The following is a 15,059-nucleotide window of genomic DNA, read 5'->3' on the forward strand; positions in this document are numbered from 1 at the left end:
ACACTCCTGGAAGGTAGTCAGGTGCATATGGATCTATGAAAGCAGAAAGGGTGCAAAGAGATACTGCCATGGCACAACATATCTCGGCCGAGTCGACCCGCGTTGTTCCGCGCTTGAACAAAAGTGAAAGCCTGTCGTTCATCCTCTCCAACGATCCACTAAATACGCCTCTGCGCCTGGCACGCAAATATGGAGATGCATTTTACCTGCAGACAGGGCGTGATAAGGTCTTTTTCCTCGCTCATCCAGATGACATCCGTGAATTGCTGGTTGTGCAGCATGAAAACTTTCACAAAGGCCATGGCGTCATGATGCTCGACCGTATGCTTGGCAATGGATTAATTACCAATGATGGCGATTCGCACAGGCGGCAGCGTCGGCTGGTGCAACCGACCTTTCACCGGAAACGCATCGCAGGCTATGCTCGCTCTATGGCCGAGGCCGCCCAACAACAGGCACACACGTGGAGGGATAGCCAGACCGTCGATATGTCCCAGGAGATGATGCAGCTCACACTTACCATCGTTGGCAAGACCTTGTTCAACGCTGACGTCACACAGGAGGCCGATACGGTGCAGGCTGCGCTGGTGACCGCGATGGAGGCTTTTCGCAAGCTAGGACTCTCGCCGCTGGGCGAGCTGGTTGAACGGCTACCGCTGCCCATCAATGCGCGTCTGCGTCGCGCCCGCGCCCAGCTCGACAAGGTGGTGTATCGCATCATCGAGGAGCATCGGCGCCAGGGATCGGACCAGGGAGATCTCTTATCGATGCTCCTCATGGCACGAGATGAAGATGGGAGCACCATGGATGACCGGCAACTGCGCGATGAGGTGATGACCCTGTTTCTGGCCGGTCACGAAACAACCTCAAATGCCCTCACCTGGACATGGTATCTGCTGGCGAAAAATCCACAGGTGCGCGCGAAACTGCAGCAAGAAGTCGATAGCATACTGGCGGATCGCACAGCCAGCATCGAGGATCTCCCCCACCTGACCTATACAGAAAAAGTCCTGACGGAAGCGATGCGCCTCTGCCCACCAGTCTGGGCCATCGACCGCATCGCCATCCGCGACACCAACCTGCGTGGCATCCATATTCCCCGCCTATCACGGGTCGTCATGAGCCAGTACGTCGTGCATCATAATCCCAGCCTCTATCCCGATCCCGAGAAGTTTGATCCCGAACGCTGGACACCCGAAGCCCGGGAGACACGTCCAAAGTTCGCCTACTTCCCCTTTGGTGGTGGTCCACGCCTCTGTATCGGTGAAGCATTCGCGTGGACCGAGGGCATCCTGCTGCTGGCCACCCTCACCCAGCACTGGGAAGCGAACCTGGCCCCGCGAGCACGCATCAAGTTCCAGCCCGCCGTCACCCTGCGTCCCCAATACGGCGTCAAAATGACCCTCCACCAACGCCACCTCCACTCGTAGGTGCGCCCCTCGCGGGCGCTTGCTGCGCAGCAGCCCCGTTCCCGGACATCCATATGCCATCAACAACGCCATCTCCTCATCGATTCATGTCTCGCGCTCGATTATACCCTCTGCCATCTACGTTCGACTTCTCGTACACGTGATCGTTTTGGTAACGCTTCTTGACAAATGACCATGGGTCAATTATAATTGACCCATGGTCATTTAAAGCGGGTGACATGTAGGCAGCTAGAGCAAAATACAGAACATGTTGAGGGAAAGATAGATGAAATATTTCGTGACAGGTGCAACTGGCTTTGTCGGAAGCCATGTTGTGCGCCAGTTGGTTAAGGACGGTCACCAGGTGGTGGCGGTCGTGCGCAATCCGGCGAAGGCTCAAGAACTGGTCAGACTGGGTGTACGTGTTTTCCAGGGTGACGTGACAGATAAGGAGAGCATGCATGAGCCGATGCGCGGCACGGATGGTGTCTTCCATATCGCTGGCTGGTACAAGGTAGGCGTCAAGGATAAAAGCGCTGGCGAAAAGATCAATATCCAGGGTACACGCAATGTACTGGAACTCATGAAAGAGCTGGGCATCCCGAAAGGGGTCTATACGAGCACTCTGGCTGTGAACTCCGATACCCACGGTAAAGAGGTGGATGAGACATACCACTTTACGGGACAGCACCTAAGCGAGTATGACCGCACCAAGTGGGTGGCCCACTATGAAGTGGCCGATCCGATGATCGCCGAGGGACTGCCCCTGGTCATCGTGCAACCAGGTCTGATCTATGGGCCAGAAGATACCAGCAGCGTGCGCACAACGTTTATCCAGTACCTGCAGCGTAAACTACCGATGCTACCAGGAGGCACGGCCTTCTCCTGGGCCCACGTCGAAGATATCGCACGTGGTCATATCCTCGCCATGGAAAAGGGTAAGGTCGGTGAGAGCTATATCATCGCCGGACCGACCCACACCCTGGTCGATGCTATGCATATGGCCCAAGAGATCACTGGTGTGCCCGCGCCCCGCATGATTGTTCCGCCCGCCGTGATGAAGGCATTGAGCGTGATCATGGGGGTAGTTGAAAGGGTTACCCCTGTGCCGGATGACTACAGCGCCGAATACCTACGCATTAACGCCGGCACTACCTATATCGGCAACAACGCTAAAGCCAGGGGCGAGCTCGGCTATCAGCCGCGTCTCCTCAAAGAAGGCTTGACGCAAACCCTTGAGCATGAGATACAGCTACTGGGAATGAAATAGGATGAAACTAGTACCATCTGAGTAGATACAAAACGTTTATCATATATGGGGGGTAAGATAAGGGGGGTACAATAAGGAGGTATGAAACGTTTTGTCTGCACCATCAAATCCTGATCTTGACCAATATAGACAGCGCTTGATGCATCGCCGTCGCTATTATCCTATTTATGGACTTTTAATGATCATTACCGGCGGATTAGGCGCACTGGGATTGATTTCACTCTATATTGATCATCCTCTATCTCTGCTGGCCGTGAATCAGCCAGGCAGACTGCTGCACTTATTCCTGTTGCTGGCTTTTCTAGCGTTTATCATTGGTGGAGGTATCTGTATTTCTTATGGTTTCAGGGCGCCCGCCCTGTCTGACATCCAGCGTTATCGGCAGGCAGAACGACATCGCCTCTTTCAACAGGCCTATGGACAGGCCATCCCCTGGTGGAGCCGACTGATTATCCGCATCCTGACAGTGTTGCTCGGCCTGATCTTTTGTGCCGGTGGCATCCTCGTCATGTCCCAGTTTGGACTGGGAGCGCTTGACGGCTGGATCTATCTGATGGTCGGCGCCTTCCTGATCAGCCTCGTCTGCTACTTTATTCCGCGCGAACTGCGCAAACTACCGGCACTCAGCGCCGAAGAACTGGCGCAGAACTGGATCGCCGGAGAAGCTACTGCTGGAGAAGATACCTTCCCGGAAGACAACACGCTACAGCAAAAAGAAGATGAGTAAGCACCACTGAAGGAGCCACAACGATGTCGGTCAAACAGTTGCTGGTAGCGATTGATGGGCAGACAACCATCGAAGTGTTTGTAGCTGGCGATCAGCCGCCGATTCTCTGCGTCACCCATCCCTTCGCTCCCACAGAGGGCAATACACTCTCGTCACTGAAAAATAGTTCGTATTTACAGGCCCTCCTCCGTGCCTCGGGTACCCTGGTAGTTGTCAATCCGAGAGGCATGGGTCAGTCTTCACCATTGAGATCACCCGAAGACGCAGGCCTTCCATGCCTGGTAGAGGACCTGGAAAAGGTACGCCTGCACCTGAGCATACCGCGCTGGACCTTTATTGGCGGCTCATCGGGTGGGGACACCGGACTACTCTACGCCCTCAACCATCCAGAAGGTCTGCAAAGCCTTATCGTCTGCAGTACCACCGCCGATGGTCGGCGTATGCTGCAGAACCCACAATCGATCGCCAGCCCCAACCATTCCAGGTGGGCGCAGGAGATCGCTGCCTTTAAAGCACAAGCCGCTCAGGGTAGCAACCAGCAAACCGGCTATCGCTGGTACAACCTACGCCCTGCTGTCTGGATCTACCTCAAAGATAACGAGCCACTGATGGTCGCTCCACTCAATCCGGCCCAGCTTAGCCGGCAACAGGCCGCCGAGGGTATGTTCGCCAGTTCCTTACTCGCGGAGCGGTTACATGATATTAGCGTTCCTACCCTGGTGCTCTGTGGTAAACAGGACCCGATTATCCCCTGCCACCACTGCCAGTCGCTGGCGGAGATCCCGCACGCGCAACTGGTCACCTTCGGGCACAGCGGACACGACATCGCCGACGACGAACCCGAGCTGTTCTGCGATGTCATCCAACGCTTCCTCAATGAATAAAGAAGATTAATCGGAGGCAAGCTCCGAACCTATCGGTTTCCGACTGTACTTTCGCGCACGATGAGGTGGCACGGGACTTCCACACGTTCCGGGGGACCGGTGCGTGTGCCGTCGATGCGTCCCAGTAAGAAGGTAGTGGCGAGGTAGCCGATCTTTTCCTTGTCGGGCGAGATGGTGGTAAGGGAGGGGACTGAGTAGCGGCCGTCTTCAATATCATCAAAACCAACAACGGCGATATCTTCAGGCACGCGATAGCCCGCTTCGTGGATGGCACGCATCACTCCCAGGGCCAGGTGGTCATTGAAACAGAAAACGCCATCCAGCGGCGTATCGAGGGCCAGCAACTGGCGCAGCGCCTTCGCTCCAGTGCTGCGACTAAAAACAGATATTCCTCGAATGATGAGATGGGGATCAACCGGGAGACCAGCCTGGGTCAGCGCTTCAGTATAGCCTCGCAGACGCAGACGGGACGTGGCGGTCTCACGTGAGTCGGATTCCTGCACCCCAATGGCGGCGATGCGCCTGCGACCCAGACCGATCAGGTGCTGGGTCGCCATGCGTGCGGTCGCCACATTGTCATATGTCACATGATCATAGGGCACATCGTAGATGCGATCACCCAGCAACACTATCGGAATCGATCCAGCACGCGGTGCCAGGTCCTCCGGTTCTGAAGCGAAGGGACTCAAAATGGCGCCATCGATCAGGTGCGGCGTCAACCCCTGCAACACCTGACGCTCGCTCTCCCTGCCTTTGGTGCTATCAATCAAGACGGTATAGGAGCGCTCATGGGCCGTCGCGAGAATCGCTTCACCGATCTCGGAAAAATAAACATTACTCAAATGAGGGATCGCATAGGCAATGATGCCTGAGCTCCCCTTGCGCAGATACCTGGCGGAGAGATTCGGCTGATATTGTAGCTCTTCAAGGGCTTTTTTGACCCGTTCACGCATCTCAGGAGTAACGTAGGGATAGTTATTTACTACATTCGAGACGGTTCGTATTGAGACGCCAGCCCTGAGCGCGACATCCTTTAGTGTGACAGCCAAAGGTCAACCCCCAATCCTTCCAATCAGATATGCAGCATATTGTAGCAGAGATTAAACAGATCGAAAAACAAAAAACAGATACAGGGTGCAGGAGCTTTGCAACGTTATCAAAACTATACCATCAAAATGTTTTTTCCGTCAATAAAAAACAGAATGAAACATGAATAATATTGACAAATGCGATTTTTATATGGTATGTTTCTTGCAACGTTGCAAAACCCTCATCTGCAGATGCTTGAGCGCCCAAAACTTGTGACAAGGTTGTGACAAAAACGCAAGGAGACAGCATTTGGCACGCATAAAAATTGATACGGCTCGCCGCCTTGGAACCATTGATAGGAATATTTATGGCGGCTTCATTGAGCACCTTGGCCGCTGTATCTACGGCGGTATTTATGAGGAGGGCTCCCCCCTCAGCGACGAACATGGCTTTCGTAAAGATGTTATGGAGGCGGTCAAAGGGCTCCATCATCCTATCTTACGCTGGCCCGGCGGCAACTTCGTGAGCGGCTATCGCTGGACCGACGGCATCGGTCCGGTGGAGCAGCGCCCGGCCCGCTTAGAGCTGGCCTGGCATTCGGTGGAAAACAACCACTTTGGTACCGATGAGTTCATGCGCTACTGCGAAGTGATGAACATTGAGCCCTACATCTGTGTCAATATGGGTACGGGCACCATGGACGAGGCCCGCGACTGGGTCGAGTATTGCAATGGCACCGGCGATACCTACTGGGCCAATCTGCGCCGCCAGAACGGCCATCCCGAACCCTACAATGTCAAGTATTGGGGACTGGGCAACGAGATGTATGGCCAGTGGCAGATCGGCCACCTCAGCGCGGAAGATTATGTCAAAAAGGCGCGCGAGTTCGCCAAGGTGATGAAGTGGACCGATCCCAGCATAAAACTGGTCGGTTGCGGCCAGAATGGATGGAACGATTGGGATCAGACCGTGATCGATGGCCTGGCACCATTGATGGATTACTATAGCCTCCACCTCTATACCGGCAGCGATGATTATTATAGCAACGTGCTGGCCCCGGCCCTGGTCGATTTCGCCCTGGAGACATGCCAGGCTACGATCGAACGTGCGCGCTTCAACCAGAAAATAGACCATCCGATCCACATCGCGTACGACGAATGGAACGTCTGGTTTCGGCAGCGCAGCGCCGAAAGCGCCCTTGAGGAACGCTATGACCTGGCCGATGCTCTGGCGGTCTCTTCATACCTCAACAGCTTTGTGCGTCATAGCGATACCGTCAAAATGGCCAACCTGGCCCAGATGGTCAATGTGATCGCTCCCATCTTTACCAGCAAAGAAGGTCTGTTCCTGCAGACCATCTACCATCCACTGCGCATCTACGCGGAACAGATGCAGGAGGTCGCGCTGGATGCCTATGTTGATTGCAAACAGCTCACGCTGACGCAGGATCAGGAAAGATCGCGCTGGCCACAATCTATTGCCTCGTTGGGACCCTTTAATGTCCTGGATGTGTCAGTTACCAGCGATCAGGAAGGCCATGAGCTGGCGATCGCCGTCGTCAATCGCGACCAGGAAGAGGATCATAGCACGACCATCCAGTTTGCCGATCCCATATCCATCAGTCAGGGAAGGCTCTACCAGGTCAACGCCACAGATCCCAACACCAGCAATTCTTTTGAACAGCCGGACGCCGTCACTGTACAGGAGCGCCAGCTAGAACTCGCGAATGGGGCCCTTACGTATACCTTTCCCGCCCACTCACTTACCGTCCTGCGTTTACACGTAGAATAGCCTATTCAGTTTGCCTGATGAGGAGAGGATCAGGGGGGTCACGACCGCTGTTTGTGTTCCCTCCCTCCCCTCTCCACATCATCATTTAATACAATCCTTTTTCTCTTACGGTCCTCCTATATAAGCCATCTGAGCCTGGAAATCGACTGGCTGATAGATCCTTCTCGTTCTGCGCTATCTACGACGAAGCAGGGTGACGGGAGCATAGTCAGCCGCGCTTATTTCTTACAGTCCACTGTAGCGCTGTAGTAGCAATATTTGCGATGAGTTTCAGGAGGAAGCTCTATGACCTCAGAACCCCATACAGGACCTGGCATGCAGCACAACACAACCAAGGGCATGACACGGCGCCAATTGTTGCAGCGCGGCACCGCGCTAGGACTTGGCGGTACGGCGGCGCTCAGCCTGCTCAATGCCTGTAGCACCCCGGCTGCGAACGCAGGACAGTTAAGCGCCAACATTACCTATTGGAACCTCTTTGGCGGCGGCGATGGCGTGCGTATGGTACAGATGGAGGATAGCTTTAGTAAGAGCCATCCCAGTATCAAGCTCGAATCAGTGACGCTGGCCTGGGGAGCGCCCTACTATACGAAACTGGCCATGGCGGCCGCCGGTGGTCGTCCGCCCGACGTCGCCATCTCGCACATGACACGCGTCCCCATCTATGCCGCTCAGGATCTGTTGGATCCATTTGACCTTAATGAGCTGGCAAAGGTTGGCATTACCGAAGATAAATTCCTGCCCAATATCTGGGAGCGCGCCCACTACAATGGCAAGCTCTATACCATTCCCCTCGATACCCATCCCTTCGTGATGTACTACAACGTGGATATCTGCCAGAAAGCTGGACTGCTTGATGGATCCGGCAACCTCAAACCGATGGAAGGAACCGCCGCAATTATCGATGCACTTAAAAGCGCCCAGAAGGTAACGGGGAGCGCGGGCGTGGCGTTTGAGGACCAGGGTGTGACCCCCTGGCGCCTCTTCTATTCCCTGTATTCTCAACTGGGTGCTCAGGTGCTTTCGGCCGATGGCAAGAAGATGATCATCGACGATGCCAAAGCCATACAGGCGCTCTCCTTTATGGCTGATCTAACCACCAAAAGTAAGGTCGCCCCCCCACGATTGACTACGCCGGCGCGGTGGCGCTCTTTGGTAGTGGGAAGGCCGCGTTCCACTGGAACGGCGAATGGGAGGTTTCTACCTTTATTGCTCAGAAGGGTCTGAAATTCAATATGGTGCCATTCCCCAAAGTGTTTGATCAATACCATACGCAGGCCGACTCCCACGCCTTTATCTTACCGCGCCAGAGCGCCGTCGATCCCAACACCCGCGCGGCCGTACTTGAGTTTATCAGCTATATGCTCAAGACCAGTTTCACCTGGGCGCAGGGCGGTCATATCCCTGCCTACCTGCCGGTGACAACCGATGCCCAGTATAAACAGCTCAAACCACAATCGAACTATGCCAGTGTGGCCTCGGCCGCCACGGTTGACCCGATCGCCTGGTTCAGTGGCTCCGGTTCAGAACTGGAAAACGAGGCTGGCTCTGCCTTCCAGCAGGTGCTGGCGGGACAGTTTACGCCACAACAGGGACTGGACCAGTTTAAGGCGTCGCTGCAAAAGCTGCTGAGCCTCACCGCCCCGATGTAGTGCGGTACATCTTTTTTATTGGCTGACATTGTTGTCAAAGAGAGGAGCTGATATGGCAGACGTATCGCTTAAAGAAGGCTTGAATGCACCCGCCCTGCAGCAGCGTGTAGAGGACGCCAGGAAGCGTAATCGCTGGCGCACCAACCTGGTGGGGCTGAGCTTTGTACTACCGTTTTTGATCGTCTACGCGATCTTTGTCATCTGGCCCATCATTCTCGGCTTCCGCATGAGCTTTTTCAACTGGACGATCGGCAAGGGCGGCACGCAATTTCTCGGTATCGCGAACTATCAGGAGCTATTTGGGGATGCGGCAGTATGGAGTTCGCTCTGGAATACCATCCTCTTTACCATTATCAGTACGCCGCTGCTGGTCGCCATTGCGCTGATCCTGGCGCTGCTGGTGAATCGTGCGATCCCCGCGCAGGGATTGTTCCGCACCATTTTCTTCGCTCCCTTTGTGCTGCCAGTATCGGTGGTAACAATTATCTGGGGCTGGCTCTATCAACCCGGTTTTGGCCTGATCAATGGCACCCTGACCTCGCTCGGCTTGCAGGAAGTTCCCTGGTTGAGCGATACCCATGTTGCCATGCTCGCCGTGGTCATCCTGACGATCTGGTGGACAGTCGGATTTAACTTCGTGCTCTACCTGGCCGGTATGCAGCAGATCTCTCGCGAGCTCTATGAAGCCGCCAATATCGATGGAGCCGGTGGCTGGGCCCGCATCCGCTGGATTACCATTCCCCTGCTCAATCGTTTCACGGCCCTGATCGTGATTCTGCAGGTCATCGCCTCGCTGCAGTTGTTCACCCAGACCTATCTGCTGACGGCTGGCGGACCAAACTATTCGACGCGCTCCATTATTCAGTATATCTATGAATCCGGCTTTACCTCGTTCCGCATGGGTTATGCCTCGGCCATATCCTATGTCTTCTTCGTCATCATCTTGCTGGTCTCAGTAATTCAGTTTGTTTTGTATAACCGCGATCGAAAGGAGCAATAAGATGGCCGCACAACAGATACAGGCTGAAGCGCCTGAAAAAGTGGCGCCACGCACAGGCAATTCCCGGGGCAAAATAGCATACTGGGCCGCCTTCGCTCTACTGGTCCTGCTGGCTCTGATCTGGCTGATTCCGCTGGCCTGGGCCATCGATACGGCGCTTAAGCCGGAGAGCGAGACAACAACGGTCCCGGTCTCCTGGTTCGCCTCTCACTTTACGCTGGATGCGTTTATTACGACCCTGGCAACCAGCAATCTGCCGCGCTGGACATTTAATAGCGCGCTCACATCAATCGCGGTCAGTGTATTGACGGTCATCCTGGCCAGCCTTGCGGCATTCGGCATCTCACGCGTTCGCTTCCAGGGCCGCAACCTGGTCTTCTGGATCATTCTAGCAGGCATTATGGTACCCGGCCAGATCTTGATCGTGCCGCTGTTCACCCAGATGCAGGCGTTCAATATGGTGGATACCTACTGGGGCATCATCCTGCCTCAGATCGCATCGCCGGTAGCCGTCTTTATCTTCAAGCAATACTTTGACGGCATTCCCCATGAGCTGGAGGAGGCGGCCATTCTGGATGGAGCCAGTCGCCTACGCGTCTACTGGCGCATCTGGATGCCGCTAGCCCGTCCGGCGATCGCCGCCGTCGCCATATTCACCTTTGTCACCTCGTGGAACAACTTTATCTGGCCGTTTATCGTCATCACCGGCAACAACATGATGACCCTGCCGGTCGGACTGGCCACGGTGCAGACCTCGTTCGGCATTCGCTATGCCCAGATCATGGCCACCGCCGTCATCGGCAGTATCCCGGTCTTGATCGTCTTCCTGTTCTTCCAGAAACAGATCGTCGAAGGTATCGCCGGTACCGGCCTGAAAGGATAAGAGAGCGTCAAACACACTTTTTACTGGGGCGCGTGAGCGCCCCCGCACAGGCGTTCGCATACGTGGCCGCCTCTGTTTTTTATGAGTTGGTGCTGGAGGCGCGAATGCGCCTCCAATGCACCAACTCATAAAAAACTATAACAGGTTATAAAGATGTGGTGGTCCGGCGTGCACACTGCACGCCGGACCACCACATCTTTATAATCTGTCGTTATTGTCTGGCTTTTTCTAGGGCATCACCGGCGGCGATGTCGCGCTGCAGCCAGCGGGCGCCAATGATACCGACGATGCCAGAGATGACCAGCGCGGGGGCACAGGTGATCAGAAGAGCCTGCCCCAGGTCTCCACCAGCCATGTTGTGCAGAAAATGCTGTCCATGGGTGGGATCGAAGTTAGTGGCCATCACGCCGATGATGGCGGGCGCGAAGGCGTCGCCAAACACATGGGCCAGTAGCATGGTAACCGCGATGGCGGATGAACGCAGCCATGAAGGGACGACATCCTGCGTTGCGGCGGTACAGGGTCCACCATAAATTGAGAAGAGAACGACTGTAATAAAGAGGAAGGTGGTAAAGAGGGTGAAGTCACGCGCCAGCACGGCAACGATAAAGGTGGGCGCGCTGATCAGGAAAGAGAGTCCGCAGACCAGGACGCGAGCCCCTTTAAAATAGCGACCCAGCAGATCGCTGATATAACCGCCAGAGAGATTACCGACGATGCCCGCCAGGACGATGACGCCGCCCGAGTAGATGCCTGTAAACTGCTGGCTCAGATGAAAGGTATCGGCCTGCTGCAGATAGAGTGGAAGATAGGTCACGTTCGCGCTGAGCACAAAGAAGGCGAAGATCTGCACCACCGTTAGCACAAGGAGCGTTTTGATGTGCAGGAGGTGCCAGCATTGCTTGAGGATCGATTCTTTGACAGCGGTCGCGCGCTCCGTGAGTGCTGGCTGCTCCCGCTCAATGGAAGGAAGCCGTCCCTCCTCAAGCATGGCCTCCTCATCAGCCTGGTTGCGACGCGGCTCGCGAATACGCCAGACCAGAAAGGTCATCACCAGTCCCGGCGCCGCTGCCACCAGAAAGGCCTGGCGCCATAGTCCCAGGCCACCCAGCACACCACCAACGGCAAAGCCAAGGAAGATACCGGTATATTGAGCTACGCCCCACCAGCTCATGATGCGCGCCCGCTTCTCCCGGCTGAAGAAATCGCTGAGCAGGGCACTTCCTGCTGGATAGTAGCCCGCCTCACCTATCCCTAATATCATACGCGACAGAAAGATCATGACAAAGCTTGTGGCCAGGGAGGTCCAGGCCGTGGCAATGCTCCAGATGGTCAGGCATATTGCGGCGACATTCTTGCGCGGCACGCGATCGGCCCATAAGCCCAACGGGATCGTCGCGATGGTATACACAATAAGGAAAGCGGAAGCAATATAGCCAACCTGCCCCAGCGATAAACCCAGGTCTTTAGCGATAGCGTTTGAGGCGCCCGTAAAAATATTGCGATCCAGAAAGTTCAATAGATTGATGGTAAAGAAAATTGAAAATACATAGCGAGGATAACGCGAGCGTGTACCTGTTGCGGCGACAGATACCTCTGGGGAAGACGCGATCTTCCGCATATCCACCTCCCTGTAGGAATATCACAACGTTGATATCGAAAATGGGATTGCCACCTCTACCATAACATAATAGGAGGTAGATTGTATATGGGACAAGAAATATTCTCAATGGAAGGCACATGAAAGGGGCATCTTCGTCATTGAAGATGCCCCTTTCGCGAGGAGAATAAGAAGAGGTGCTGTCTGCATAAAACTAGGGTTGTGAAAGGGCGGCAGCCTGCGCGGCCGTCAGGGTGTTGACATTGGCGACGAAGTTCTTAGGAGTACCCAGACCTGTCACGTAGTCATAGCCGGGACGAGTGGTGCAGTAGAAACCACATTTGCCATTGGTGCCCGAGGTGATGTCGTTGAATGAGTTGGGCTGACTTTTGGCCAGGCCGTAGAGCAGCTCATTGGTGATCGGCTTATTGACCAGTGCGGCAATGCCGGTCCAGATCGGTGCCGACACGCTGGTGCCCATCTCGGTCTGCCACTTGCCTAACTCGTAGATGGCTACGGGCGAACCGGCAACAGCAGCCACGTCGGGGTTGCCACGGAAGCCCTTGGCCCGCGGGATACCGTATTTCGTCTGATAGGATGGCTCAGAATACAGTTTAGAAAGGCCACCACCAGAACCATCCCAGGCCGTCTCAATAGTTCCATTGACAACAGTGCCGCCAACCGCGATCACACCAGGGTAAATCGATGGCGGGGTAATCTGTCCATAACCATTGTCGCCAGAGGCGCCAAACATGGCCACTTGATTGGGATTGTCATTATACAGGGCCGCGAATTGCTTGCCATTGCCATCAAAGCCATAACTCATATTAATCGCCTTGAGTCCTGGAGTCTTGATAATCTCAGATGGGCCCTCCGCGATAGAAGTATTATTGCTATTCATGATATACACCAGAATTTTGGCTTGAGGAGCTACAGCGTGCATGAGCTGTACATCCAGTAGACCCTCGGCGGGATCGCTGCCGTTGGGAATATACTGGCCACCCTGATTCTTGATGGTCAGACAACCGCTGGCCACGGTACATCCCGGCAGACCAAACTGGCGGCTATAGGCGTTGAGGTCCGATTCCATGGTAGGAATCGCCCCATCAATCACTTCAGCGATCAACTGTCCCTTACCGCCATTGATGCCAGGCAAATTATACATTTTCCACAAGTTCTGCGGAGTCAGGCCCGTGGGTGAAGCTTTAGCAGCCTGCTTCATATGGGTGAAACCCGTCTCACCCATGGTGATGTGGGTCTGTGGTTTTTTCATCCCGTTGAGGATATGGGCAGCACTGCTGTTCGAGAGGCGGAGGATAGTGGCGGGTATCAATAGAACAAGCAACAGAAGGGTAAAAAATAAAATGTTGGCGGCCTTTTTTCTTGTCATCGCCCTTTCAATAGGCAAATATCGATAAAAACCAGACAGCGGGGCACACTCTCTATTGTGGCCCAGGTTAGCTTCCTTATGTGAATTCAACATTACAACCTCTTGTCCGTATTAATTGATCCCCATCTATATAACTGACAGCAATCCTACGCCGGGCATGAGTATGAGGAACTGGGAACTGCTTGCAAGCACCTACGGGTTGGATCCTTGCATCGAAGATAAGCCGGTTCAAAGACGCCTGCCCATTCCCCGGCCCGTCTTTAAAGAACCACTGCTTACTTACGGTTGACTATAGGATAACATGGACTATATTGAAACATGCTGAAACATAATTAAACATAGCCATATTGGGCTACTCAACTATATAAATCTCAACAATAGGTTCGGAGCTTGTCTCGGATTGACCATATAATCCGAGACAAGCTCCGAACCTATTTGGAGGACACGCATCTTGTTTGTGTTATACTGGTGGGTGCCCGCCAATGGCGGGCTCATTGTGGTTTGTCTGCATTCATCCATTGAAAGGGCTTATCATTATGCAAGAGGCTGTAGCATCACCGCTCGCTGGCTGGGCGAACTTTTATGTCATCATCGGGTCTGCGGCGGCAGCGTTAACTGGATTGATGTTTGTGACCGTTACCTTGATCGCGGGGCTGCGCACACGTAGAGGCGGTGGATCGATCAATGCTTTCGGCACACCGAATGTGGTACATTTCAGTGTCGCACTCCTCATCGCGGTCACGCTCAATGCCCCCCTGGCATGTGCTCTGGAACGCTGGTCTGATACTCGGCCTGTGTGGTATAGGAGGGGCCGCGTACATTATAGTCATCCTGCGCCGGGCTCTACGTCAGGACGACTATAAGATGGTCCTGGAGGATTGGCTATGGCATATGATCATCCCGTTCGTCTCTTATACAGCACTCATCGTAGCCGCGATTCTACTCTTCAACCAGCCAGTACCAGCACTCTTCTGTATTGGGGCGGTCACACTTCTGCTCCTGTTCATCGGTATTCACAACGCCTGGGACAACCTGACCTATATCGCCTTCGAACGCTATCCACTGGAGGGCAATCCGCCTCAGGACTAGCGCTACGGCATATTTAAATTTGTTTCCTTCCTTTTCTCGTCTGATGCCGAGTGCTCTCTTCCTTATCACTCAGCATCAAGACGCAATCACGATTCTCTCACAATATTATGCATGCCAACAACGACCATCAAGGCCCTACACACATTGCAAAGTTCCCTGATTGACAGCGGCATATTCTTGAGCTATATTATGAATGATAAATAAACAGATACTCCCTCTATTAATAAAAGGGGAGTATCCTTGCTGGCTAATGATACCGCTACGAAACCATACGTCGTTTATTTGCACTTATAGATAATCAGGCACCTGTATCATGAGTAAAACGGCTTTATCCG

14 protein-coding genes are annotated in these 15,059 nt (G+C 54.1%); 11 read left to right on the top strand and 3 right to left on the bottom strand.

Going from position 1 to position 15,059, the window contains the following annotated elements; translation table 11 throughout:
• The first annotated feature begins 68 nt into the window (after positions 1-68).
• The 4 genes from AABA21_RS01990 to AABA21_RS02005 all read left to right on the top strand — a co-directional run bounded on the left by AABA21_RS01990 (position 69) and on the right by AABA21_RS02005 (position 4,290).
• Positions 69-1,430, top strand: coding sequence for a cytochrome P450 (locus tag AABA21_RS01990; RefSeq protein WP_338247279.1), 1,362 nt, complete (start codon positions 69-71; stop codon positions 1,428-1,430).
• Between the two features lie 265 nt (positions 1,431-1,695).
• Positions 1,696-2,679: an NAD-dependent epimerase/dehydratase family protein gene (locus AABA21_RS01995; RefSeq protein ID WP_338247280.1), complete on the top strand. Its 984-nt coding sequence runs from the start codon at positions 1,696-1,698 to the stop codon at positions 2,677-2,679.
• Between the two features lie 91 nt (positions 2,680-2,770).
• Positions 2,771-3,406: a hypothetical protein gene (locus AABA21_RS02000; protein ID WP_338247281.1), complete on the top strand. Its 636-nt coding sequence runs from the start codon at positions 2,771-2,773 to the stop codon at positions 3,404-3,406.
• Positions 3,407-3,429: 23 nt separating this feature from the next.
• Complete coding sequence (locus tag AABA21_RS02005; RefSeq protein WP_338247282.1) at positions 3,430-4,290, top strand: alpha/beta fold hydrolase; 861 nt, start codon at positions 3,430-3,432, stop codon at positions 4,288-4,290.
• Between the two features lie 29 nt (positions 4,291-4,319).
• On the opposite strand, the gene AABA21_RS02010 is transcribed toward AABA21_RS02005, so the two are convergent.
• Complete coding sequence (locus tag AABA21_RS02010) at positions 4,320-5,339, bottom strand: LacI family DNA-binding transcriptional regulator (RefSeq protein WP_338247283.1); 1,020 nt, start codon at positions 5,337-5,339, stop codon at positions 4,320-4,322.
• A 289-nt stretch (positions 5,340-5,628) separates the two neighbouring features.
• On the opposite strand from AABA21_RS02010, the gene AABA21_RS02015 reads away from it, so the two are divergent.
• The 5 genes from AABA21_RS02015 (at position 5,629) to AABA21_RS02035 (ending at position 10,645) form a co-directional block, all read left to right on the top strand.
• Positions 5,629-7,110 (top strand): alpha-N-arabinofuranosidase, encoded by a 1,482-nt coding sequence (locus AABA21_RS02015; RefSeq protein ID WP_338247284.1) that lies wholly within the window; start codon positions 5,629-5,631, stop codon positions 7,108-7,110.
• A gap of 285 nt (positions 7,111-7,395) precedes the next feature.
• Positions 7,396-8,337, top strand: a complete 942-nt coding sequence (locus AABA21_RS02020) for an extracellular solute-binding protein (RefSeq protein WP_338247285.1) — start codon at positions 7,396-7,398, stop codon at positions 8,335-8,337.
• Positions 8,253-8,762, top strand: a complete 510-nt coding sequence (locus AABA21_RS02025; RefSeq protein ID WP_420917085.1) for a type 2 periplasmic-binding domain-containing protein — start codon at positions 8,253-8,255, stop codon at positions 8,760-8,762. Before AABA21_RS02020 ends, AABA21_RS02025 begins: the two co-directional genes overlap by 85 nt.
• A 52-nt stretch (positions 8,763-8,814) precedes the next feature.
• Positions 8,815-9,762 (top strand): carbohydrate ABC transporter permease, encoded by a 948-nt coding sequence (locus AABA21_RS02030; protein WP_338247287.1) that lies wholly within the window; start codon positions 8,815-8,817, stop codon positions 9,760-9,762.
• Between the two features lies 1 nt (position 9,763).
• Positions 9,764-10,645, top strand: a complete 882-nt coding sequence (locus tag AABA21_RS02035; RefSeq protein WP_338247288.1) for a carbohydrate ABC transporter permease — start codon at positions 9,764-9,766, stop codon at positions 10,643-10,645.
• A gap of 211 nt (positions 10,646-10,856) precedes the next feature.
• Here the strand turns inward: AABA21_RS02035 and AABA21_RS02040 are convergent, their stop codons facing one another.
• Together AABA21_RS02040 and AABA21_RS02045 are read right to left on the bottom strand one after the other, a co-directional pair.
• A complete protein-coding gene (locus tag AABA21_RS02040; RefSeq protein WP_338247289.1) occupies positions 10,857-12,266 on the bottom strand; it encodes a spinster family MFS transporter in 1,410 nt (469 codons plus the stop codon).
• Between the two features lie 193 nt (positions 12,267-12,459).
• Positions 12,460-13,635 carry a S53 family peptidase gene (locus AABA21_RS02045; RefSeq protein WP_338247290.1) on the bottom strand — a complete coding sequence of 392 codons (1,176 nt, stop codon included), beginning with the start codon at positions 13,633-13,635 and terminating at the stop codon, positions 12,460-12,462.
• A 536-nt stretch (positions 13,636-14,171) separates the two neighbouring features.
• Between AABA21_RS02045 and AABA21_RS02050 the strand changes: the two genes are divergently transcribed.
• Positions 14,172-14,498: a hypothetical protein gene (locus AABA21_RS02050; protein ID WP_338247291.1), complete on the top strand. Its 327-nt coding sequence runs from the start codon at positions 14,172-14,174 to the stop codon at positions 14,496-14,498.
• 1 nt (position 14,499) lies between these two features.
• On the top strand, positions 14,500-14,724 hold the full coding sequence (locus AABA21_RS02055; protein WP_338247292.1) for a hypothetical protein: 225 nt from the start codon (positions 14,500-14,502) through the stop codon (positions 14,722-14,724).
• Positions 14,725-15,059 lie beyond the last annotated feature (335 nt).

It is taken from the genome of Dictyobacter halimunensis (genome assembly GCF_036245075.1).